General features: G+C 40.5%; 22 protein-coding genes. 1 reads left to right on the top strand and 21 read right to left on the bottom strand.

What is annotated here, in order from left to right; translation table 11 throughout:
- Positions 1–21: 21 nt before the first annotated feature.
- The 3 genes from IE337_RS05450 to tagD all read right to left on the bottom strand — a co-directional run bounded on the left by IE337_RS05450 (position 22) and on the right by tagD (position 2490).
- Complete coding sequence (locus tag IE337_RS05450) at positions 22–816, bottom strand: ABC transporter permease (RefSeq protein WP_057744243.1); 795 nt, start codon at positions 814–816, stop codon at positions 22–24.
- A gap of 14 nt (positions 817–830) precedes the next feature.
- On the bottom strand, positions 831–1970 hold the full coding sequence (locus IE337_RS05455; protein ID WP_243185575.1) for an ABC transporter ATP-binding protein: 1140 nt from the start codon (positions 1968–1970) through the stop codon (positions 831–833).
- Between the two features lie 100 nt (positions 1971–2070).
- Positions 2071–2490 carry a glycerol-3-phosphate cytidylyltransferase gene (tagD, locus tag IE337_RS05460; RefSeq protein WP_057744247.1) on the bottom strand — a complete coding sequence of 140 codons (420 nt, stop codon included), beginning with the start codon at positions 2488–2490 and terminating at the stop codon, positions 2071–2073.
- A 165-nt stretch (positions 2491–2655) separates the two neighbouring features.
- On the opposite strand from tagD, the gene IE337_RS05465 reads away from it, so the two are divergent.
- Positions 2656–3894, top strand: a complete 1239-nt coding sequence (locus tag IE337_RS05465) for an aminopeptidase (RefSeq protein WP_191136090.1) — start codon at positions 2656–2658, stop codon at positions 3892–3894.
- A gap of 51 nt (positions 3895–3945) precedes the next feature.
- Here IE337_RS05465 and IE337_RS05470 read toward each other — a convergent pair whose 3' ends face one another.
- The 18 genes from IE337_RS05470 to IE337_RS05555 form a co-directional block, all read right to left on the bottom strand.
- Positions 3946–4527 (bottom strand): sugar transferase, encoded by a 582-nt coding sequence (locus IE337_RS05470; protein WP_191136091.1) that lies wholly within the window; start codon positions 4525–4527, stop codon positions 3946–3948.
- A 203-nt stretch (positions 4528–4730) separates the two neighbouring features.
- Positions 4731–5624: an RluA family pseudouridine synthase gene (locus IE337_RS05475; protein ID WP_191136092.1), complete on the bottom strand. Its 894-nt coding sequence runs from the start codon at positions 5622–5624 to the stop codon at positions 4731–4733.
- A 62-nt stretch (positions 5625–5686) separates the two neighbouring features.
- Entirely contained in the window at positions 5687–5887 is a 201-nt protein-coding gene (locus tag IE337_RS05480) for a cold-shock protein (RefSeq protein WP_057744259.1), read from the bottom strand.
- Positions 5888–6042: 155 nt separating this feature from the next.
- Positions 6043–6795 (bottom strand): DUF4811 domain-containing protein, encoded by a 753-nt coding sequence (locus IE337_RS05485; RefSeq protein WP_191136093.1) that lies wholly within the window; start codon positions 6793–6795, stop codon positions 6043–6045.
- A 3-nt stretch (positions 6796–6798) separates the two neighbouring features.
- Positions 6799–8340 (bottom strand): MDR family MFS transporter, encoded by a 1542-nt coding sequence (locus IE337_RS05490; RefSeq protein ID WP_243185576.1) that lies wholly within the window; start codon positions 8338–8340, stop codon positions 6799–6801.
- 182 nt (positions 8341–8522) lie between these two features.
- Positions 8523–9257: a LysM peptidoglycan-binding domain-containing protein gene (locus IE337_RS05495; protein ID WP_057744266.1), complete on the bottom strand. Its 735-nt coding sequence runs from the start codon at positions 9255–9257 to the stop codon at positions 8523–8525.
- Between the two features lie 364 nt (positions 9258–9621).
- On the bottom strand, positions 9622–10566 hold the full coding sequence (coaA, locus tag IE337_RS05500) for a type I pantothenate kinase (RefSeq protein ID WP_191136094.1): 945 nt from the start codon (positions 10564–10566) through the stop codon (positions 9622–9624).
- A 5-nt stretch (positions 10567–10571) separates the two neighbouring features.
- Complete coding sequence (gene helD, locus IE337_RS05505; protein ID WP_191136095.1) at positions 10572–12857, bottom strand: RNA polymerase recycling motor HelD; 2286 nt, start codon at positions 12855–12857, stop codon at positions 10572–10574.
- 132 nt (positions 12858–12989) lie between these two features.
- Complete coding sequence (recA, locus tag IE337_RS05510; protein WP_191136096.1) at positions 12990–14147, bottom strand: recombinase RecA; 1158 nt, start codon at positions 14145–14147, stop codon at positions 12990–12992.
- Positions 14148–14224: 77 nt separating this feature from the next.
- Positions 14225–14710 (bottom strand): nicotinamide-nucleotide amidohydrolase family protein, encoded by a 486-nt coding sequence (locus IE337_RS05515; protein WP_191136097.1) that lies wholly within the window; start codon positions 14708–14710, stop codon positions 14225–14227.
- Positions 14711–14813: 103 nt separating this feature from the next.
- The gene (pgsA, locus tag IE337_RS05520; RefSeq protein WP_057744278.1) at positions 14814–15398 is read right to left on the bottom strand and encodes a CDP-diacylglycerol--glycerol-3-phosphate 3-phosphatidyltransferase; all 585 of its coding nucleotides are present in this window, start codon (positions 15396–15398) and stop codon (positions 14814–14816) included.
- A gap of 16 nt (positions 15399–15414) precedes the next feature.
- Positions 15415–16293: a helix-turn-helix domain-containing protein gene (locus IE337_RS05525; protein ID WP_191136098.1), complete on the bottom strand. Its 879-nt coding sequence runs from the start codon at positions 16291–16293 to the stop codon at positions 15415–15417.
- Between the two features lie 50 nt (positions 16294–16343).
- Complete coding sequence (gene yfmH / locus IE337_RS05530; protein ID WP_191136099.1) at positions 16344–17627, bottom strand: EF-P 5-aminopentanol modification-associated protein YfmH; 1284 nt, start codon at positions 17625–17627, stop codon at positions 16344–16346.
- Entirely contained in the window at positions 17611–18873 is a 1263-nt protein-coding gene (gene yfmF, locus IE337_RS05535) for an EF-P 5-aminopentanol modification-associated protein YfmF (RefSeq protein ID WP_191136100.1), read from the bottom strand. The genes yfmH and yfmF overlap by 17 nt, the downstream gene beginning before the upstream one ends.
- A gap of 72 nt (positions 18874–18945) precedes the next feature.
- Complete coding sequence (gene cls, locus IE337_RS05540) at positions 18946–20400, bottom strand: cardiolipin synthase (RefSeq protein WP_057744289.1); 1455 nt, start codon at positions 20398–20400, stop codon at positions 18946–18948.
- Between the two features lie 134 nt (positions 20401–20534).
- Positions 20535–22070, bottom strand: coding sequence for a gluconokinase (gene gntK / locus IE337_RS05545; RefSeq protein WP_191136101.1), 1536 nt, complete (start codon positions 22068–22070; stop codon positions 20535–20537).
- 114 nt (positions 22071–22184) lie between these two features.
- Positions 22185–23141, bottom strand: a complete 957-nt coding sequence (locus IE337_RS05550) for a 3'-5' exoribonuclease YhaM family protein (RefSeq protein ID WP_191136102.1) — start codon at positions 23139–23141, stop codon at positions 22185–22187.
- Positions 23142–23322: 181 nt separating this feature from the next.
- Positions 23323–23523 (bottom strand): CsbD family protein, encoded by a 201-nt coding sequence (locus tag IE337_RS05555; protein ID WP_191136103.1) that lies wholly within the window; start codon positions 23521–23523, stop codon positions 23323–23325.
- Between the last annotated feature and the right edge of the window lie 26 nt (positions 23524–23549).

Here is a 23549-nt window from a genome sequence, read left to right on the forward strand (position 1 = left end):
CCGCAAAATGAGTTTTAACTTTTACATCAAGTCAGTAAATCGATTTCTAAAGCGCACATGTAGATGCGCGCCACCAATCAAAATTAAAGTAACGACCAACCAGAAGAATAACGTATTCGACGGTTGTTGCCAAAACCACCGATGGTATAAAAAGGTATCTCGAAACATCTGAATGATATAGTAGAACGGCATCATTTTAATCACCGAAACCACTGCAACCGGTAAGTTTTTTGCATCAATGTTAATAACAATTCCTGAAAAGAAGAAAATCAATCGGAACAATGAGTTCGCGAATGTCTTATAATCAGGCACAACGATCGTCAACGTTGAGTTTAATAAATCAATGGCAAACATACAAATCAGCATACATGGAATTGCATATAAAATTTGAATCCAGTAGATACTTGGATGATAGCCAAACGCAATCAGCACCATGACCATAAAAATAGTCAAAACAAAGTATCGTCGAATTTCTTCCAATAGCGGCATCAACGGTGCAATTGACATGGGATAGTTCGTTTTAGTTAAGAGATTCAATTGCGAACTAACACTGGTCAACCCTTTATTGAAGGCACCTTGAATAAAATACCATGGCACAATTCCTGTTAATAGCCAAAGGATATATGGCACACCGGCAACATTTCCATTATAGAGTCCCATTCCAAAAACAACGAAATAAGTTCCAATATACATGAGCGGTTCTAGATAATCCCATACCGATCCGAGATAGTTGTCAGCCCAACGAGAACGAACGTTAAAGCGCGCCAACCGATTTGCAATTGGAAAGTTATGCCAAACTTCTTGCAAAACTTGCATCAAATCTCTCATGGTCACTCACTCTCTTTCCGCTTACCGTTTTGCTGTTGCTTATGTAAGGCAGCCTTTTCTTTAGTTTCTTTAGCATGACGTTCATCGAGCGCATGCAATTTTTTGGGGGTCCAGCCCGTTACCAAAGTTGCCGGCTTTTCCACAATGGTTTTGAATCCCAGATTAAGGGCAATTTTATCTCCAACTAAAATCGTTAGACACGCCAATACAACGATAATCCATTTTTCCCAGCGCGCCATTTTACTAGGATGTTGCTCATAATAAATTTCTTTTTTTAACTGTTTAGCTTGTTGTGTCGATGCCACATCTGAAACCGTTTCATGATATAGGTCATCAAGCGTAAACTGCTCTTGCGCATCGCGTAGTTCATTGCGATATTGCGCCTGCTCACTTTGACTCAACTGCTTATACTCATTCACGAATTCATCGTAATGATCCATCACTTCATTTGTTGGTCCGAACATGCGCACTTTTCCAAAATGCAACCACAAAACGCGGTCAGCCATCTCACGAACTTGTTGCAAGTCATGCGAAACGAAGAAAATCGTCTTACCCTGCGCCTGAAATTCTCGGATTTTCTCTAGTGATTTACGGTTAAATGTTGCATCCCCAACCGACAATGCCTCATCAATAATTAAGATATCCGGATCAGCATGTACTGAAATAGAGAACCCTAGTTTTGATTTCATTCCTGAAGAATAGTTTTTAACCTGTTGATCAATGAAATCACCTAGTTCAGAGAAAGCGATGATATCGTCCATCTTTTGATCAATTTCTTGATTGGACATCCCCATCATCAAACCCTTCAGACGAATATTTTCACGCCCACTCATATTGCCTCGTAAACCGGCATTAATCGCAATTAACGACACAGCGCCATTTACCTTCATTTCACCAGAGGTGGCCGGAATAATCCCAGACATCACTTTCATTAATGTCGATTTACCAGACCCATTGGTCCCAACGACTGCAATCGTTTCACCTTCATAGGCTGTAAAACTTACACCACGTAAGGCCCAGAAACTTGGAAAGGTTTTATTCGAAAGGGCCGCCTTCATTTTATCAGCATTCGTAGGTGCCATTTCATAACGTTTCGTCACAAATGAAGCCTGTACTTTAATTTTTTTATCTGAATCAGTCACAGTTGCTCTCCATTCATCCATTCATTTCTATGTATTATACGCTCACGCCAAAAATTCAGCGTAAACGATTAATTAAATTTTAACAAAATTAAACAAACACCTAATCGTCAATGTCGGCTAAGTTTTTATCATTCAAATCAGCCTTAATTTGAGTCGTTGAGATTTCAGGTGTGCGTTCCAAGTATGTCACTTCAACACCAGTCTCATCAGCCAAATAGTCGAATTTGCCTTGCCAATCATCACCCATTACAAATTCATCCACTTGATATAGGATGATGTCTTGTGATTTTTGGGCCCAAGATTCTTCAGGAATCACTAAATCCACATAACGAATGGCTTCTAGTAACTGTTTGCGTTTCTCATAGCTGAAGTATGTTTTTTTATGTTTTGCTTCCCAGTTAAATTCATCTGTTGACAAACCGACAATTAAATAATCGCCTCGTTCCTTGGCTCTGCGCAATAGATTGATATGCCCATAATGTAGCATATCAAATGTGCCATACGTAATCACTCGTCGCATTTAATACTTCCTCCGGCCTGCATTTAAATCACATTTCTTCAATTATACTACATTTCAGTCAACTTCCCAAAAACTTACCATTTTTTGATAAGCTCAAGTGACTAGTGTTTCGACCAGAGGTATTGTAGAATGAGTATATTCTAATAATTGAAACGAGGCCCAACTATGACACTTGAACATTTTGATTTATTACTTGATAAGTATGCCCATTTAGTGACATCAATTGGCGTTAATGTCCGCAAAGGACAATCTATTTTAATTTACGCTGAAATCGAACAAGCTCCATTCGTACATAAGTTAACTGATGCAGCCTATGAACGTGGTGCAGCACGTGTTGATGTGGAATGGTCTGACCTACACACCAAACGCGCGTTCCTAGAAAATGCACCAGAGGAAGCACTGGCAACAGTGCCAACTTGGGTACCTGTACGTTCACAAAACATTGCCGATGCTAACACCACCCGTATCTCAATCTTGTCTGCAGACCCTGATGGTTATAGTCATATTGATGACAACCGCATTTCGACGCTAGAACAAGCCATGCAACGGGCCAATTCTCCCGTCCGTCAGGCAACCATGAACAATGATCTTGATTGGATTGTTATTGGCGCCGCCGGGCAAGCATGGGCTCAAAAAGTTTTCCCTGACTTAGAGGCTCCCTATGCACAAGACCAATTGTGGGCTGAAATTTTCAAAGTCTCACGCATCTCAGTCGACAACGACCCTGAAGCCGATTGGGCAGCACACGTGGCCAAGTTAAAGACTAAGTCACAGTGGCTAAACCAACAAAACTTTAAGTCACTCCACTTTAAGTCCCCCATCACTGACATTAACATCGGTCTAGCTGAAAACCATTTTTGGGAGGCTGCCGATTCAGCTGATAAGTCTGGACACACCTTCATCGCAAACATGCCAACTGAAGAAGTATTCACTTCTCCAGATTATCGTCATATCGATGGACACGTTCAATCGACAAAACCACTGTCATACGCTGGGACGCTCATTAAAGATATCCAACTCACCTTCAAGGATGGGCATGTAACTGAAGCCCACGCTTCTACCGGCGAGTCTATTCTCAAACAACTGATTGCAACTGATGCAGGTGCTAGCTCACTTGGTGAAGTTTCGCTTGTACCGGATCCTTCCCCAATCTCACAATCTGGAATCACATTCTATAATACCCTATTTGATGAAAACGCCTCAGACCATTTGGCACTTGGTGCGGCCTACCCTTCAAACATTCAAGGTGGTACACAAATGCCACTTGAAGAGCGTCAAGCGCATGGCCAAAACGAATCATTAGTTCACGTTGATTTCATGATTGGCTCTGCTGATATGGATGTTGACGGCATTACGTTTGACGGAAAAACCGTTCCTGTCTTCCGTAATGGTGACTGGGCTTAACAATTAACAATAAAAAAGACCTTCGGCACAATATAGTGCCAAAGGTCTTTTTTATTCATGGTTAATGTCGGCTTGCTTGACGACTTTGACAATTGTTTGCACAACAATCGCAAAATCATTTCGCGCGGTAACATGTTGTGCATACTCAGTGTCGTATTCAGCCTTTTCAACATCACTAATATTATTACGTCCATTAACTTGAGCTAAACCTGTGATACCTGGACGTACTTGATCAGCACCAAACTCACGGCGTAAATCTAGCACTTTTCGATCTGTATCAGCCAATGGTCTAGGCCCAATCAAACTCATTTTCCCAAGAAACACATTAATCAGCTGTGGTAATTCATCAATCGATGTTTTTCTTAAGAAACTGCCAACAGGCGTGATATAAGCATCCATATCCGCAAAGTTTTGATTGGCTAATTCAGGAGCCCGCTCGGACATCGAACGAAATTTATACATATTAAAAGGCTCTGAGTTCAAGCCATAACGGCGTTGTTTAAAGAACACTGGCCCGGGAGAGGTTATTTTTACAATAATCGCTACGATTAGCATTGGGATACATCCAATAATTAACACAAGCGCAGCAACTAACATATCTATCAAGCGTTTAAAATAATTTCGATAAAGCATAGGCATCCTTCTTAGAAGAGTTTATATATATCGGGTAATTACAAATCTAATTATGTATTCATTTATATACAATTATGCCTTTTTTTGGCGAAAAAAGCTAGCCTTAAACTGAACTAAAATTACTTCCACATCATTTTTATATTGATTTTAGTTAAAATTATTTTCCGTTCTCAACAAAGCTCTTTTTATCGCGATGACACTGTTTAACCTTTGTTCCAAAACAGGCCTGGTATCGGTGCACTCACTCTCATTTCTGTTTGCGAGAAAGGTTTTATAAACCCGACTTCCGACCCATGCAGCATTAATCTTGCATCACCATTATATTGCTGATTATACAGGCTATCACCCACGATTGGATGCCCTATCGCTGCAAAATGGACACGTATTTGGTGTGTCCGACCAGTTTCAAGCTCTATAGCTACCAATGAACTATTTGAATCAGTTTCAATTAGTCGCCAGTGCGTAACAGCATCCTGAGCCTCTACGCCATTAACCATGCGTAACCGTGAATGATACGGATCTAACCCTATCGGCAATCGAATCGTGCCACTCGCTTCCTCTAAATGACCTGTCACACGTGCCACGTAGCTTCGTTTAATTGTTTTGTCTCGCAGATAGGCATTTAGCAAAACTGCAGCCATCGGATTCTTAGCGACTAGAATCGCCCCAGAGGTAGCCTCATCTAAACGATGGACCATGTATGCATTTTCGTGCGACCACTCAGCTAGGTAACCTTGCACATAGTTCATCAACGTACCGTCTTCTAGCGGTGAATTAGGATGCGTTTTGATGCCATTACACTTGTTTACGACTAATAGATCATCATTTTCATACAGAACATCAATTGGCTGACGAACATCAGAGACATAACTCGAAATTGGTGTTACAAAATCTTCTTCCAAAAGACGCATGGTCACAACATCACCTGCGTACAATATCGTTTTCATATTCCGATAGGCCTGATTCACATAAATTCGCTTTTGTTGCCGTAATTGCCCCTGTATACGTTTGGGTAGCCGCCAGATTTGCATTTGTTCACGCAAAGTGATGGCTGGTTGATTTTCTGGTAAGGTAACTGTCTTAATCCATTCTGTCATTTTTACTCACGTTTTCCATAAAAAAAAGAACAGCTCAATGAAGAGCTGTTCTTTAATTGTGATTAAAGCTTTGTAACATCCGCAGCTTGTAATCCACGATCTCCATCAACAACGTTGAATTCAACCTTTTGACCTTCGTCTAATGACTTAAATCCGTCACCTTGGATAGCTGAGAAATGTACGAATACATCGTCTCCGTTATCGCGAGCAATAAATCCAAATCCCTTATCTGCGTTAAACCACTTAACTGTACCTTGTTCCATTGTTACGAACCTCCTGGCATATTGCCAATCTTTTTTTAATAATCCAAAACGACCATGCCATATTTCAAAAAGGATCGAAACATAAAACAAAAATCTTTTAAACTATATTTATAGTATAGCACAGCTTCCAAATATGTGCTAGCCCCAATTTCGAATTACTTTGAAACTTGTTGCTTAATCGCACTTGTTGCCAATTCGGCAGCAAATGCATTTGCTTGTGCTTTTTGTTCAGCTGCTGATGCCGTTGGATGAGCTTGCATGTAAGCCATCATTTTGGCTTGGACACCTTGCTTCATTTGCATCTGTTGTGCTTGTTGTGCTTGAACAGGCATTTGCTTCTGCTTAGCACCTAATGTTTTTGCTTGATCAGGTGACAAAACCGCCCATGTCTTATCCGGTACTCGTACAACCGTATGTTGCTTGATAAGTTGATTTTGTTGATCACTCACCCCAAACAACATTTTATAGAAATCATTCTTAAAACGCCAACGCGTAGTGGTTGTTTCCGCAGTTGCTTGACTCCCGCTGGTAGTTTGATAAGTAGCCGTCTTTTTCACAGCTTCAACAATATGCTTTGTATCTGGCTTATTGTGAGCAACTGGCTCTTTATCATTCGCCTTGTTACGGTAAATCATAACGTAGTTATTTGACTTGTTCCCAATTTCTTGGGCTAACAACATGTTTGCTGGAGATGCTGTATCACCAGCAGTATAAATCTGTGTTGTCTGTGTTGTCGTAACCTTCTTCATACCAAAATGATCCGTAAAGTTTACTGTCATTGCCCAAACGCTGGCCATCAACAAAATTAATGAGATTGTCCCCGCGATAGCACGTAAAATTACAGGTTTAATATAAATCCATGAAACAAAGGTCAACACGACAAAAAGTAATAATAAGACAATAATCATGTTTTAGTTCTCCTTCGTCATTTCATCAGTCGTCTCATCTGCAATAATCTTACCTTTACGTAAGAACAAAGCAATTACAAGACCAATGGCTGCAAAGAGGAAGCCAATGAAGAATGAAACTTGGAATCCATCCATTGAAGCATCAATCATCTTTGCCCCATAACTTAATGGGTTCGCCGTACGTAGTGCATCGCTTGGCTTGTTGTTCGTAATAATGTTTTGCGTAATTGATGTTAGTAACGCCACAACTACAGCTGACGCCAATTGACGCGCCGTGTTATTCGAAGCCGTAGCATGATTAGCTTCGGCAGCTGGTAATGCAGACATCGCAGAAGCTGTTAATGGCATCATCACCATAGCAACACCAAACATACGTGCAGTATAAAGTGCCGTAATGAAGTGAATTGGTGTATCAGCTGTTAAGAACATGAATGGCACTGTTCCAATGGCAAGCAGACCGAAACCAACTAAGGCAAGGCGGCGTGCCCCAACCTTGTCATATGCCATCCCGGCGATTGGTGACATAATCCCCATCATCAATGCTCCAGGTAACAAAATCAAACCTGACGTTAATGCACTCAAATTGTGTACATTTTGCAAGTACGTTGGCAACATCATCTCAACACCCATCATCGCCATCATTGCCATCATAACGGCAATCGTTGTAATCGTAAATTGCTTATTCATGAAGACACGGACATTTAAGAAGGTTTCCGTTAAATGTAATTGGCGGACGATGAAAATGGCAATGAAAATGATTCCGATAACAATCGGTGCAATAACCGTTTTAACATCGCCCCACCCATCGCTACCAACATTGGTAAATCCAAGTAGGAAGCTACCAAAACCAATAATTGAATAGATCAAAGACAAAACATCAAGCTTGACATCGTGTGTGTATAAAACATCCTTCATAAAGAAGAAACTCAAAATAAACACAATTGCCAAAACCGCCATTGGTAGGTAGAAAATTGAACGCCATGAATCAGATATTGTAAGACCTAAGATGACGTGATTCTTATCCAAAATCCAACCAGATAAAGTCGGTCCGATAGCGGGTGCCATCCCAACAACTAATCCACCAAGCCCCATGGCCACACCACGTTGTTCAGCTGGAAAAATATTTACCATAACAACCTGCATCAACGGCATTGAAATTCCAACTCCTAGTGCGGCAAGCACACGTCCAGATAGGAACATCCACCACATATCATGTTGTTCTGGGGTAAAAGCTGTAATCGCCATTCCGGCCCACAATAGACCAAAGGCAATCAAATATAGCCATTTCGTTGGAATTCGACTTGTGAAATAAGCCGAAACCGGAATCATAATTCCATTGGCCAACAAGAACCAGGTTGTGGCCTGTTGGGCTGTAGCTAAATTAATATCAAATGCATCCATCAAAGTTGGAATCGCAGTTCCAAGAGATGTTTGCATCAAAACCCCTGCAAAAGTCGCAACCAAAATCAAAACGATCATGATTGTTCGGTTATAAGGTTTTCCATGCACATCCACTGGTTGTGCATGCATAGCAGTCTCTGACATACTTATATACCTTCCGTTTCAAATTCAAATTAACTTCTCTTACCAACAGTTAGTAAAAGAGAACAGACACTAATTATAAATGAATCACACTAAAATACAAGGTTTTTTTGTCAAATAAGTTAACAACTTTTTGAACGCAAAAAAAAAGCGAGCTTACACTCACTCTTTCATAATATTTTAGATTACCACCAACCGTTTGCTTGACGGAATGAAATGGCACTTTCAACTGAACCATAACGGCTTGTTGCATATCCAACCATACCCTTGGTTTGATCAGCAACAGAACCTGTTCCCCAGCTTTCCTTGGTTTGTCCCAAACCAGTATAACCATTTGGTGAAACCGCGTTAGGGTTTCCACCTGATTCTGGTTGAACAATTGTTTGCCACATAGCGTCTGTTCCACCATTAGCAATAAATTCATCATAAGTAGATCCTGAACCTGAAGTAGCAGCTGGCTTTGCCACAGGCTTAACCGCTTCAACAGCTGCAGGTTGTTCAGTTTCTTGAGTAGTAGACTTTACTTCAGCAGCTGGCTTTGCCTCTTCATTGTTCGCTTCAGCGGCCTTTTGGGCAGCAGCTTCGGCAGCAGCCTTTTGAGCAGCTTGTTCTTGGGCGGCTTGCTTTGCTTCAAGAGCAGCCTTTTGAGCAGCCTTCTCTGCATCAGCATCATTCGCCTTATCAGCATCACTTGCCTTTGCTACTTCAATCTTTTGATCAGTGAAAACCAAGTTCTTATCAGCAATTTTGTTTGTTGAAACAAGATCTTCAACCGTTAGATTGAACTTACTAGCAATTTCTGAAAGTGTGTCACCCTTTTGAACAGTGTAAGTTGCGGCATTGGCCACTGTTTGTCCGGCAGCAAAAACAGAAGCTAACCCAGCAACTGCAAGTGCAGCATTTTTAGTCGTATTACTCATGAAATTAAATCCCCTTAGTTACGCTTTTATTTTAATAATTAATTATTTCAATTAATATAATTCGCTTGCGAAAACTCCTTCGCAACAACAAAGATAAGTTTACCAATTCAAGCTCTTTGTAAATTACGAAAACGTTACATCTAGTTATAAGAAATATAATTACGTTCACAATATGTAACATTCACGACATAAAAAGCAGTGTAACAGGCTAAAACACTGACTATTTAAGGGGTTTTCAGACTTATATTAAAATGGTTTTCGTTAAAAAAATGGCCTTAATTTATAAAAAAGAGCCGTGATTTTAAATAAAACCACGGCTCTTTTACTGTTTGTCACATTATTGACATCTATAAAAGTTAATTAATTAAAATTTGCGTAACCATATTTCATCGATGATATGCCCAACCGTTTTGTGCAAGATAAGATCTGCGCGTTCTCTTGTTGGTAAAATGTAATCCTCTAAATTAGGTAAATTAACCGTTTCCCAAACCTGGCGAGCCTGACTAATGGCCTGGTCAAACGGCATTTGTGTCCAAGAATAGAAGAAATTATTTGGATCTTGAGTTTGTGCCGTTTGATTAAGTAACGCAACAAATCGATCTAAATACCAATGAGCGATTAAATCAGTATCAGCATCCAAGTAAATTGACAAATCAAAAAAATCTGACAAATATACCGGTGCATCTGGCGTGGCTTGCAATGTATTGATTCCTTCTAAAATGAAAATTTTTGGACGCTTAAAATAATCATACTCATTTGGCAGTACATCTGAAATATCATGTGAGTACTTTGGAGCCCGAATTTCTTCGTCCCCATCTTTAATAGCATCGACAAATTCAAGTAGTTTCGGCATATTATATGATTCTGGAAACCCTTTTCGCTCCATGATACCTTGCTGAACAAGTTCCTCATTTGAGCGTAAAAATCCATCAGTTGTTGCTAAGGCAACTTCGCTTTGACCAAATTCAGCTTGCAATAAATACTGCAACAACTGTGCCGTGGTTGTTTTGCCAACAGCAACTGAACCTGCAATCCCAATCACAAATGGACTCGGCGTCTGTGGCTGTTCAAGGAATTCAGCCTGTACCTTGCGATCTTGCCCATACTGACGATACTGGGTCTTAATATATGCCACCAAAGGCTTATAGATAGCATCAACTTCATCTAATGATATTTGATCATTAAACGCTTTAAGTTCAGACAGTACTTGAGGGGTTACTTTAGACTTCACATCATTCGATGTCGTTTGCCCAAGCTTACGCCAGTCCTCACGTTTAATTACTTGATAATTCATTGATGGCTCTGTCATATTCATTATTCCTTCACATATAAACTCTCATCAATATCGCTTAACAAGGGTGACAACTTTTGATCAGCTAGTACAGTTAACTGGTGCATTGCACGTGAGGCGATTGTATAAACCAATTGACGTTCATCCTCAGCATGGTATTTCTCTGCGTTGGCGTCCCACATAATAACCGCATCAAATTCCAACCCTTTGGCAAGATAGGCTGGCACAATGATTGTACCTGGAACTAGGCGTTGATTTTCAGTTCTGATGATTGTGACGTCTAACTGATCACGCAATTGTGCATAGGCCTCCTCGGCGTCAGCTAAGGTCTTTGTGATAATCGCCGTTGTTTCGTGTGCATCATTGGCTTGATTAACTTTAGCAACAGCCGCATCAATCATTTCAGTTTCATTCTGCGTCACTTTGACACTTGGTTTATCACCCTCGCGTTCAAAGGCATTAATCGTTGCACCATCAACTAAAATAGCTTTTGCATAATCCGTAATTTGCTGTGTTGAACGATAAGTATCGGTCAACTCAATGTACTCTGACTTTTCTGGATTAAACAAATGTGTCAAATCGGCTTGTAAGCCAGCTGCATTTTCTTTAGTAAAGATGGCTTGATTTAAATCACCCAACATTGTAAATCGTGCCTTTGGAAAACTACGCTTCAAGAAGGCTAATTGGAATGGTGTGTAGTCTTGAATCTCATCAATAAACAAGAAGCGAATATCACGTTCACCATGTGTTCCTTTAATTAAATCAAACAACAACATAAATGGTGTCATATCTGCTAAGCTCAATTTGCCTTGTTGCATTTGAGCAACCGTTGCCTCTACTCCGGCATCCCAATCAGCTTGAGTAAGCTGGTATTGCGTCAAATCCATCAAATAAGGCACACTCTTCAAAAAGTGGACGAATTGGCGATTGATATTAATGAAACGATTACGATTAATACCACGAATAATTGGTGCCATTTCATTCGTCACAATAATTTTCGCGATGTAATTGTGCTCTTCTTTATCTGACTTAAATTCTTTTTCTTGATCACCCATCATTGAATCATATTCTTCTTTAGATAGATTTTCAATTTGCTCATCAACCCATTCAGCATTCATTTCTGAACGCACATGTGACTGCAACATTTTAAGTAGGCGTTCCTTTGTCGCAAAGAGACGGTTTCCTAGATTATAGTTTTCATTGAAACTATAATAGATTTCCTTAATGCGATCCGCACTAATCACTTCTTCGCCTCTAAATTTAATTGGACGCACTTGAATTCCCTTTTGATTCAAACCTTTAGCATACGTTTGCATCACATTGAAGTAATCCAAAGTTCCCTTCAAATCAATCAACTCTTTTTGAACAGTCCCAGGTTGAGCTTCAAATCTTTCTTGCAAAGTTTCCAATTCAAATCGTGGTAAGCGTCGTGAAGCATATTGATAATAAGTCATCTGAACCATGTTTTGTTCACCAAGTTCAGGTAAGACTTGATCAATGTAGTCATTAAATAGTTGGTTTGGTGAAAACATCACGACTTGACCTGATGTTAGTTGACCACGATATCGATACAACAAGTAAGCTACCCGCTGTAAGACAGCTGAAGTTTTACCAGATCCTGCTGCACCTTGTACAAATAACAAATCCGCAGAAGTATTTCGGATAATTTTATTTTGTTCACGTTGAATCGTTGTAACGATTGACTGCATTTTCGTGGTTGATTCACCAGATAATGCATTCAAGAGCATTTGGTCACCAACGGCCTCATCGGTATCAAAGATAGTTTCAATTTTACCATCCTCAATTTGGAATTGTCGTTTGAGGTGGACAGTTGCTTGTTGGTCACCAGCTGGTGTCGTATATGTCACTTCACCCACACCATCGTCATAGTAAATCGATGAAATTGGCGCACGCCAGTCATAGATCAAGAAATGATCTGGTTCATCTGAAAATGACGCCAACCCAATATAAATCGGCTCAGTTACATCAGAACCTGCATCTTGCACATCAATTCGTGCAAAATAAGGTCGCTCTTTCAAATGTTCTAGAACCTCAGCTTGGTGTTCAACCGAGTTCATCTCAGCCTCACGCTGTTCGAGCATTTGTTGCTGTTGACGCACCGACATAGCGGTTTCAAAAAGACCACTGTAAGTCGATGAACGATAGCGCACATCTTTCCATCCTGCATCGACGTCAGCCTTCTTTTTATCAGCATTGTCTCGTTCTAATTCATTGGCAACTTTTGCGTCCTGAATTTTTTCTAATACACCATCTAAGCGATGTTGTTCAGATTTATAAGGTTCTAACATTCGGGTTCCTCCCAACGAATTTAGTCATTCCATGATACACCATATTTCAGAAAAAAACCATTTTCTAGCCATTTCTCTAAAAAAAACCATTGACGTAACATAAAGTTATCATCAATGGGTATTTATTTTATACTATTTTAATAGGTCAATTTCATCTGTATCAGCGCCAGCATTTTCTCCTGAATCAGCTAACTTAGCATCATCTGAATCTTCTGATCCATCATGTTCTCCAAGATAAGCATTTCGAACGCGGGTATAGATTTCATCATAAATGGCTTGGTGCTCAGGATCTTCTAGCCAACGAATAACATTAACCTTACCTTGACCAATTTTTTCACCATTGTATGCAAACCAAGAACCAGACTTATCAATAATATCCTTATCTACTGCCAAATCAATCATTTCGCCGGTCTTTGAAATTCCCTTACCGAACATAATCTCCAGTTCAACTTCACGGAATGGGGCTGCAACCTTGTTCTTAACAACCTTGATTCGAGTCAAGTTACCGATTGACTTGACGTTGTCTCCATCGGCCTTAGTCGCATCAATACCACCCTTACGACGAACATCTAGACGGACAGAAGAATAAAACTTAAGTGCTCGTCCACCTGGTGTTGTCTCGGGATTACCGAACATCACACCAATTTTTTCACGCAACTGATTGATGAAAATGACAGTTGTTCCTGTCTTAAGGATTGATCCTGACATCTTACGCAAAGCTTGTGACATCATTCGAGCTTGTAGTCCCACTGTTGAATCACCGATTTCACCATCAATTTCAGCCTTTGGTGTCAGTGCCGCAACAGAGTCAACAACCACAAGATCGACCGCTCCAGAGCTAATCAATTCATCAGCAATCGCTAGCCCTTGTTCACCAGTATCTGGTTGTGAAAGCAACAATTCATCAACATCAACCCCAAGTGCACGGGCATATTGCACATCAATTGCATTTTCCGCATCAATATAGGCAACAATTCCCCCATTTTTTTGGGCTTCAGCCGCAGCATGCAAAGCCAAAGTCGTCTTACCTGAAGATTCAGGACCGTAGATTTCAACAATTCGACCCTTAGGGTAACCGCCAATACCTAGCGCAATGTCCAACTTTAATGAACCTGTTGAGGTTGCTTCAGTTTTGGTAAACTTGCTGTCACCCAACTTCATGACAGAACCCTTTCCAAATGACTTTTCAATCTTCTTTAATGCATCATCCAGCGCTTTTTCACGGTCCTTTTGATTCTCAATACGACCTTCAATTTTTTTATTAGGATTAATATTTTTTCCACTTGCCATCTTAAACGCCTCCGTTTGTTAACTTTAACTTAAGTAAAACTAGTATACAACTAATTTACACCGAACTGCAATCTTTTTTAATCAGAAATTTTTAAATCTGCTAAGGCATCTAATATCATTTGCATTCCTTGTGTCACACTTTGTTGTCTGACCGCACTGCGATCACCTGTGAGGCCTACTTTTATTACCTTTGCGTACTGTTGTGGTCCGACTAAGCCAATAAAAACCGTGCCTGCTGGATGACCTTCCAAAGCATCTGGCCCAGCTACACCTGTAAAACTGACTGCAAAGTCAGTGTTTAAAGCTGCTTGAGCCCCGCTAGCCATAGCTAAAGCTACCTGCTCCGAAACCACGCCATAATTTTCAATCAAATCATTTGGCACCCCTACTAATTGATGTTTTGCCGCGGCTGAATAAGTGACAAACGCTCCTGGCAATACTGCTGAGATACCACTCACATTGGCTAATTGACTCACGAATAAACCAGCTGTCAATGATTCTGCGCTTGTGATACTGAGTTGATGCTGAATTAACTGCTGGCCAACCATCTCTTCAATTTGCATCTGACTACCACCTTCTTTATTAAAGACTCATTTTTGGAAGAATTTTTTATTTTTCTTATTATTAAGTGTAACAAAAAAGCAGGTCAGCTGACCTGCTTTTCGTTTATTTAAATCCATCACTGAAGACTTGACGATTTTTGTAAAAGTAATCAACTCCAGAGTAGACGGTCGCAATCAAAGCAATCCAAATCATGATTTGTGCAAATGGCACATTGATTGCAGCAAAACCAACGTTGTGTAATAGGAAGAAAATAATCGCAATCATTTGCGAGAATGTTTTAATTTTACCAGGCATCGCTGCTGCTAAAACTTTTCCATTATTTTCAACAATTAACGTCCGTAGTCCAGTAATTGATAATTCGCGAATTACAATGATGGCAACCATCCAAGCTGCCACCCATTGGAATTGTACGAAGAAAATCAAAGCCGTCATAACAAGGAGTTTATCGGCCAATGGATCAGCAAACTTACCAAAGTTAGTCACCAAATTTTCACGACGGGCAATTTGTCCATCAAGAAAATCAGTTAGCGATGCAACAATAAAAATAATTGCAGCAACAAAGTGACTAACCGGTAGTTGTGTTCCTAAAACCGACCAAGTTCCCCAGTCAGGATTGAATGCCAAAACCACCATGAAGACAGGGATTAAAAGCATTCTAAAAACCGTTAACTTATTTGGTAAATTCATATTTCGCCTCGATTGATTAACGCTTAATCATCAAATTTGCATTCCAAACGGTGGCACCATTGTTCTTCATATCAATGTCTTGATTTCCAAACTTAACTTTAAGTGGGTTAGCATTACCGATTTGCATCTTGATGTTTGTTGCTGTGGCTGGCACCTTAATTGATTGTGGTGCGTTTGCCTTAACAGTTCCATTGAAGAGCATTGTTCCAGCATTATCAGTCACTTGTAACCAAGCATCACTTGTTGCAGCCAATTGAAGAACTTCTTCCTTCTTTGGCGCTTGGATGTTGTTATATGTCACCGTGTTTCCAGAAGCAACTCCGTTACCTACCTTGACAGCTGGTTGCTTAGGCGCTGGCTTCGGTGCTGGCTTTGAAGACGCCTTCTTGGATGAACTTGATGATTCAACCTTTGAGCTTGAAACTGCAACAGATGAACTGTTTGTCGCAGACTTTGATGTACCAGAGAAAGCTGAGACTAATGCCCAAACAATCAATACGATTGCAACCGCTGCAACTGCAATCAATACTTTTGGCATCACTTGACGCGTCTTATCAACTGGTGATTCAGTTTCACGATGCATACCTGCTCGCGTAATATTATCGGTATCAACCCGTGCGCCTTCAAAATCAGGTTCAACCGGCTTCAAATCTTCATCACTAGCATGATCCTTAATAAATTCATCAGCATCCAGACCAACTGAGGCTGCATATTGTCGCACAAAAGCGCGTTCGTAGAACTTACCTGGCAATTGATCAAATTGACCATTTTCAATTGCTTGTAAATAACGCTTTTGAATTTTCGTCATTTGTTGAATATCATCAAGTGACAAACCTTTTTCGATTCGTGCATCTTGTAATGCTTGTCCAATTTCTTGATTGTGTTCTTCACTCATTTTGATCACCTAACTATCTAAATAAATTTGTCATATATACCGTAATTATATCATAACAACCCAAGATTTGGGCGGACAATTATGCTCGATATTTCAGGAAGTGGATTTTGGTCTAAAACTGACTGTACAAACGTCATGTCAATTTCCTCTAAAATACTATATTCATCCATGACCGTACTACCGTCAAACAGATTTCCTTCAAAACTCACGGCATCTTCTTCCATGAAGTTAAAGCGGTTAACTGCCCGTCCCATCGCGTCCTTTTTAACTAAGTCAAATTCCGATTGTAGTTGCGCAAAGGTATGCGCTAAATGACGTAAGACTGTCGATATCTCAGAAATAACAGTTTCTGGTTCCGGTGTGTCGGTTGCTACCGTAATGAACGCAAAGCCACGCTCCCATTCAAATTCAACACTAAAGTCATCATCAATTATTCCCGCATCATACCAATCCATGTATTGTGGTGATAACTCGCCAAATACCAAATCTAAAGCCAAACTAACCGCAATCATTTCCTTTAATCCTGCTCGACCAGTCGGCATCGTCTCAGGCGTTCGCCAGCGTTGACCGAGTGCAACTTTGGTTCGATTGGTTGGTAACGACACAATTTTTGGTTCTGTTTGTGGTTCTGCCAATTTTGGTGTGTTGACTTGAGCAACCACCTTCCCCGATCGTTGTCCGGCAGTCGACTGTTCAATCGTTGCTAAAACTGCGTCAGCATCAAAGGCCCCTGTAACAAAAATATCCATATTACCAGGTTGATAAAAGGCTTCAAAAGCAGTCTGTAATGTCTGTCCAGTAATTTGATCTAACGAAACATGGTTCCCGACAATCTCCTCACCTAATAAATCGCCTGGGTATAATTGTCCCAGCAACATACGGTAAAGGCGCGCATCGACATTATCCTGATACATGTCCGCCTCTTGTGAAATAATTTGCGCCTCGCGCTTAACTGCGTCTTCGGGGAAATACGGCGTTTGTGTAAAATGCAATAATTCACTAAGCGCAGCTAAATTATTAGCTAAGCTTGTAAAATAATAACTCGTCCGACTTTGACTGGTAAATGCGTTCGCATCAGCTCCTAATTCACTTAATTTTTGGAAGGCATCATAGTCAGGTTGCCCAAATATGCGATGTTCCAAAAAATGAGCCACACCGAGCGGTTGCGTAATAGTCTGGTTTTTCCAATAGAAAGTATCATCTCGGCCACCAAAATCAACCGTTAAGTTAGCCGCCATCTGATGAAAATCTGGTCGGGGTACCAAATGCACGCGTAAACCATTCGCTAAGACTATATGCCTTTCAGCTGGGAAATGTTTATTCATCTGCATCATCGCCGGCTCCTTCCAAAACAAAATCGACTTGTTCAATCATTGCCTTCGCAACGGATTGCACATCAGCCACAGTAACAGCATCTAAGGCAGCAAACCATTCTGCTTGTGAAAGTTTGGTCATCGTCGCAATAAACGCACGATCCGTCACCTGACTTTGGTTATCTAAGCTCACCATATATTCCGTCTTCATTAATTCCTTAATTGTATGCAACTCTGTGTCAGAAATTGGCTCTACTTGCAATTTTTGTAAATTGGCCGCAATGGCCTTTTGGGTCTGCTTAATTTGCGTATCCGCAATACCAGCCGTCACTAACAGCACATCTGTGAAACGATTGTAGTCAGTGCTAATACCGTAGGCTAGACCTTTGGTTTCTCGAACATCTAAAAACAAACGCGACACTGGTGTCCCACCAAAAATTTGATCAAAAACGTAGGCAGCGAAACGACGTTCTTCAGGAATCACCAATTGATAAATGATCACCAATTGGCTTTGATTTACTGGTTGTTGTTCGACAAGATGGTTGACCGTCGCGTGCACTAGCTGGTGATAGAATGGTTGTACCGGCGCCGGCACTTGAGGTGTTACCAGATCATCGAGCGCTGGCTGAATATCAGCTGGCTCCACGTCCCCAGAAACAATAATATCTACACGGTTGGTCTGAATCATGTCCTCCCACGCCCGCCATACCGAAAGTTCATCAGCGTCCTCAATGGCATTAGAAGTACCATATGCTGGCAAGCCTTGCGCCGTATCATCAAAATAGGCTTGTAATGCATGTCGATTTGCAATGTATGGTCGGTCATCCTCTAAGCCAGCCACTTCATCTAAGAGTAATTCTTTTTGTCGATTAAAAATCGTCGCATCAAATCCTTGCTCAGCATTACCCATTGGCTGGTAGAGCATTGTTTTCATAAATGCGAGTGCTTGCTCTAAAATCGGTTGCTTATCATCAATAAAATGCGGATCAATCACCGCCATGTGTGCTTTGACAACATGTAAGCGGCCCACCTTCAACACATCAATACCAAAATCCGCTCCGTACAACTGACTTAAGGCGCGGGCAATCTGCGTTTGGCTTTGATACACAGTTGAAGCATTTTCAAGCATTTTTGCAGCCAAAGTACGGTCAGCCGTGTTTTCAGCTTGCATCTCGGTTGAAAAGTTAAATTCAATCCGAATTGTTGAAAATTGTTGGGTTGGTTGAATATTTAAATAAATGTTTGGTTTAATCGTTATTTCTGTCAAAAATATTACCTACATTCAATTTTTTTGTACAAAAAAAGTACGTTACTAATCATAACGTACTTTTCAAGAAAATTATAATATTGGTGAAAGCAAACGTGAAAACTTTTGCTTAAACTTAAGCCACTTAGATTGATTTTCAAAATATTGCTCGTTCAAATGCGTTGACGCTTTAATATCTTGTTCGAAGAAGTCTTCCAATTGCTTAGCAATATCTTCATCGTACATAAACGCATTTCCTTCAAAGTTCAAGCCAAATGAACGCATATCCATGTTAGCCGAACCGACGGAAGATACTTTTCCATCAATTGTTACAACCTTGGCATGGATAAAGCCATTATCATAGGTATAAACTTCACCACCAGCATCCAAAAGTTCTTTAGCATAGTACTCAGTCGCACGATAAACAAATGGATGGTCAGGCATACAAGGAATCATCAAGCGCACTTTAACGCCTGACATAGCAGCCACTGTCAAAAGGTCCATCATCCCTTGATCAGGAATAAAGTACGGTGTTTGAATTGTAATTGATTCACGTGCTGAAGCAATTTGACGCATGTACCCTTGCTTAATTTGTTGTGTATCTTGATCAGGACCTGATGTAACAATTTGAACAGCCGTATTACCATTACCCTCTGTATCATTTGGGAAATAGTCCTTTGAGAATTGCAATTTATTTTCTTTTTTCGCAGTGGCATTCCAATCCATGAAGAAGCGCCCTTGCAAGGCCAAAACTGCATCTCCAACGATTCGGGTATGTGTATCACGCCAGTTTCCAAACTTCTTAGATTTACCGACGTATTCATCACCAACGTTCAAGCCACCGATGTAACCAATCTTACCATCAATCACAACCAACTTGCGGTGCAAACGGAAATTCGCACGGAAAGTAATTGGCCATGGTGATTCAAGGAAGGCCATGTCTTGCCCACCAGCGGCACGCAGACGCTCGTAAAGCTTTTTGTTACGGCCATGTGATCCGAATTGATCAAACAAGACCCGCACTTTGACACCTTCATGGGCTTTTTCGGTTAATAAATCAACTAATTGATTTCCTAACTCATCATCAAAGATTGAGAAATATTCAACGTTAATGTGGTTTTTTGCGTTGCGAATATCTTCAAATAAAGCCTTGAACTTTTCTGGTCCGTTGTTAAACAAACGCACTTCATTCTTTTGGGTCAACACAGCTTCATCGCTATTTAAGAATAAATTGAAAAAGGGTTCTTGTTCACTGTATTTTTCACGATCTTCTTCAGCATTCTTAGCTAACAAGTCACGTTGATTTTCAGCGATTTGATCGATTCCCAAATCTTCTTGAGTTCGTAAATCAAAAATCTTACTATGTGAAATTTTACGTCCCAAAAAGGCGTAAATAAAGAATCCAACAACTGGGAAAAGCAATAAAACAAGTAACCAAGCCCAAATTGAGGCAATATCACGCTTTTCATCAAAAACCGTGATTATTGCGGCAATTAAGTTCAAAATGAAAATAATTGCAATAATACTAAAAATAATACTGCTTGACATATCAAGCTCCTCTCGCGGTTAGATTAATCTTATTTTATCATAAACTATTTATAAATGCATATTCACTAACGTCATGCCAATGTCTCCTGTAATAAAAAAAGTTCTCAATAACATGAGAACTTTTTCAAAAACAATTAGTCTTTATTCACGAATTTTCGTTGGAAGTCAGCAATTGTTTCATATTCAGTTTGTAGTTGACGTGACAAACGAATAAAGATTGGTGACAACGCACGGTAAACAGCGTAGTTTTCAGGCATTGGTTCGTAAGTATTTGAATCACCGATCATTCCACCGATAACATCTAAACTATCAACCATTCCCAAGGCTTTTTGGGCCATAACTGTTGCCGCTAAAGCACCTGATTCGAAGGCCTTTGGCACTGTAACCGCTTGTTCAAAGATATCAGCCATCATTTGACGCCAAAGTGGTGAACGAGCAAATCCTCCCGTTGCTTGAATTGATGTCAAGCTTCCAGTCACTTCTTCCAAGGCTAATGACACCATATAAATGTTGAAAACAACACCTTCCATGACGGCGTGCACCATGTGCGCACGTGTATGCTTATAAGTTAATCCAAAGAATGAACCCTTGGCATTGGCATCCCAGATTGGTGCACGCTCACCACCAAGATATGGGTGGAAGAGCAAACCATCGGCACCGGCTGGCACGTGGTTCGCAATTTCAGTAATAAGGTCATATGAATCCATACCCATCAAATCAGCAGTTGACTTCTCAGCATCAAACATATTATCGCGGGCCCAACGCAAAACGTCACCCCCACTGTTAACTGGTCCACCAACAACCCAGTGATCCTTATCCAAAGCATACGTAAAGGTACGTCCCTTTGGATCAATCTTTGGCGCGTCTGTTACGACACGAATCGCTCCAGATGTCCCAATGGTAACAGCCGCAACCCCAGGTTGAACAGCGTTAACCCCTAGGTTAGACAATGGACCGTCTCCAGCACCATAAACGAATGGCGTTTGTGGGTCAAGACCAAGATATTCAGCCACTTGTGGGTCAAGACCACGTTCCATAGCATATGGATCCACTGGTTCTGGCATTTGATCCTTGCTGACACCAGTCACTTCAAGAGCTTGTGGATCCCAGTCTAAGTCAAAGATGTTGAACATTCCCGTTCCAGACGCAATGGAAATATCCATACGGTTAACCCCAAATAGATTGTGGAATAAGTATTCTTTAATTCCCAAATAGTGCGCCGCATTGTTATAGATATCTGGCTTTTCATTCTTCAACCATAGAATCTTTGACAATGGTGCCATTGGGTGAATTGGTGTTCCGGTCTTTGAATAGATTTCTTGACCCAACCCTGTCGAACGCAACTCTTCAGTGTACTTAACGGCACGATTGTCAGCCCAAGTAATCACTCGGGTAAGCGGTGTCCAATCTCGATCAAATGCAATCAATGAATGCATCGCTGAACTAAATGAAACAGCCACAATGTCACCATCTGTCGCTGCAGCAGAAACAGAGTGGATGGCTTCAATGAACGCACGCCAAATTTCTTCTAAATCTTCTTCAGCCATATCTGGCTCATCACGATATAATTTGTAACCTTTGTTGGCACTTGCAATAACATGTCCAGCCTTATCAAACAAAACGGCCTTGGTTGACGTAGTCCCTAAATCAACCCCAATTAGATAATCCATTTTCAATCTCCTATCGGATGCAAACGTTTTTTTGTTTTTCTTTACTTTTCTATTTTATGCCTATTTTTTCGTTTTGAAAACCCTATCATTACTGATTTATCAACTTATTTCAGATTATAGGTCCTCTGACTGATTTTCTTGTCGTGGTCGATAGACCCGGCGTCGGTCAAGTGCAAACTGTGGACTAGAAAACTCTCCCGGTTCAGTTTGTGCTAGGGCTTGATCGAATGATTGAATATTTGCATCTAACTCATCAAGTTGGTGCAAAATATTAGCTTCTTTAATTTGTGGTCGTACGGGAGAACCATAGTCCAATTGTCCATGATGAGCTAACACCGTGTGACGTAACACCAACATATCTTCAGAATTCAAATCAAGTTTTAACTCATGTGCCGCCAAAACAATTTGTTCATCAATTAATGTAATGTGTCCGATTAGATTACTGGCTGTTGTATACTTTGTGGCAACTGGTCCTGTTAATTCGATGACTTTACCTAAATCATGTAAAAGGCCACCTGCATATAAGAGACTCCCATTAATATTTTCATATTGTTCAGTGACAGCTTGCGCTAAATGAACAATTGAAAGTGAATGGTAAGCCAATCCCCCCTTAAAAGCGTGGTGGTTTGATTTAGCAGCTGGAAAACTAAAGAACTCCTCGTGGTATTTTTTAAATAAGTACCGTACCACGCGTTGCCACGTGGCATTAGTTATTTGGAACATAATCTGGCTGACTTCTTCTTCAAGGCCCTCTTTTTTAACTGGCGCTGTTTGCATAAAGTCTGTTGGATCATTTGGCTCACCTGGCTCTGTTTTACGCATTTCCAAAACACGTAATTGCGGCTGGTCCTTATATGTTTGTCGAATGGCTTTAATATGAATCACTTCACCAGCCACAAATTCCTTCATTTCAGCGTCAGTCACATCCCATTTTTTTGCACTAATTTCCATCGAACGATCTGAAACCAATAAATTTAGGTACGCTTTTCCTTGTTGCGTACGACGCACATCGATATCATTCAAAAGCACATTGGCTTCAAATTGTTCGTTATTTTCATAATCTTTAAGCATGTTGATCCTCCTCTTGGAGCCTAAGCATTCACAGTCTTTACGCCATTTTACCATGTTCTGGATTGAAACACGAAAAGTCCCCCCGCCATCCACCACAACATATTTTTGGCAATATAAAAACCCCATTCAGTTGATGAATGGGGTTCTGATAGAAAAAAGGTTCTTTTCTATTTTAATTTAATTAAAACTTGTCTTTAACACTGTCAACAGCATCTGCAGCTGCGTCCTTGGCATCACCGAAAGCTTGCTTAGCCTTACCCATCAAACCTTCAGCCTTACCTTCAGCTTCAGTCTTTGAGTCTCCAGTAGCCTTACCAGCAACTTCCTTTGCCTTACCAGTTGCTTGGTCCATAGCACCCTTAGCTTGATCTTCTAATGACATAATAAATACCTCCATTTGATATAAGT

The organism is Weissella viridescens (assembly GCF_014789145.1).
GTDB classification, from domain to species: domain Bacteria; phylum Bacillota; class Bacilli; order Lactobacillales; family Lactobacillaceae; genus Weissella; species Weissella viridescens.

Bases quoted from the DNA above. Each gene is read 5' to 3' on its own strand.
- IE337_RS05450 (WP_057744243.1), bottom strand. From the start codon at position 816: ATGCAAGTTTTGCAAGAAGTTTGGCATAACTTTCCAATTGCAAATCGG.
- tagD (WP_057744247.1), bottom strand. From the start codon at position 2,490: ATGCGACGAGTGATTACGTATGGCACATTTGATATGCTACATTATGGG.
- IE337_RS05465 (WP_191136090.1), top strand. From the start codon at position 2,656: ATGACACTTGAACATTTTGATTTATTACTTGATAAGTATGCCCATTTA.
- IE337_RS05470 (WP_191136091.1), bottom strand. From the start codon at position 4,527: ATGCTTTATCGAAATTATTTTAAACGCTTGATAGATATGTTAGTTGCT.
- IE337_RS05475 (WP_191136092.1), bottom strand. From the start codon at position 5,624: ATGACAGAATGGATTAAGACAGTTACCTTACCAGAAAATCAACCAGCC.
- IE337_RS05480 (WP_057744259.1), bottom strand. From the start codon at position 5,887: ATGGAACAAGGTACAGTTAAGTGGTTTAACGCAGATAAGGGATTTGGA.
- IE337_RS05485 (WP_191136093.1), bottom strand. From the start codon at position 6,795: ATGATTATTGTCTTATTATTACTTTTTGTCGTGTTGACCTTTGTTTCA.
- IE337_RS05490 (WP_243185576.1), bottom strand. From the start codon at position 8,340: ATGTCAGAGACTGCTATGCATGCACAACCAGTGGATGTGCATGGAAAA.
- IE337_RS05495 (WP_057744266.1), bottom strand. From the start codon at position 9,257: ATGAGTAATACGACTAAAAATGCTGCACTTGCAGTTGCTGGGTTAGCT.
- coaA (WP_191136094.1), bottom strand. From the start codon at position 10,566: ATGACAGAGCCATCAATGAATTATCAAGTAATTAAACGTGAGGACTGG.
- helD (WP_191136095.1), bottom strand. From the start codon at position 12,857: ATGTTAGAACCTTATAAATCTGAACAACATCGCTTAGATGGTGTATTA.
- recA (WP_191136096.1), bottom strand. From the start codon at position 14,147: ATGGCAAGTGGAAAAAATATTAATCCTAATAAAAAAATTGAAGGTCGT.
- IE337_RS05515 (WP_191136097.1), bottom strand. From the start codon at position 14,710: ATGCAAATTGAAGAGATGGTTGGCCAGCAGTTAATTCAGCATCAACTC.
- pgsA (WP_057744278.1), bottom strand. From the start codon at position 15,398: ATGAATTTACCAAATAAGTTAACGGTTTTTAGAATGCTTTTAATCCCT.
- IE337_RS05525 (WP_191136098.1), bottom strand. From the start codon at position 16,293: ATGAGTGAAGAACACAATCAAGAAATTGGACAAGCATTACAAGATGCA.
- yfmH (WP_191136099.1), bottom strand. From the start codon at position 17,627: ATGATGCAGATGAATAAACATTTCCCAGCTGAAAGGCATATAGTCTTA.
- cls (WP_057744289.1), bottom strand. From the start codon at position 20,400: ATGTCAAGCAGTATTATTTTTAGTATTATTGCAATTATTTTCATTTTG.
- gntK (WP_191136101.1), bottom strand. From the start codon at position 22,070: ATGGATTATCTAATTGGGGTTGATTTAGGGACTACGTCAACCAAGGCC.
- IE337_RS05550 (WP_191136102.1), bottom strand. From the start codon at position 23,141: ATGCTTAAAGATTATGAAAATAACGAACAATTTGAAGCCAATGTGCTT.
- IE337_RS05555 (WP_191136103.1), bottom strand. From the start codon at position 23,523: ATGTCATTAGAAGATCAAGCTAAGGGTGCTATGGACCAAGCAACTGGT.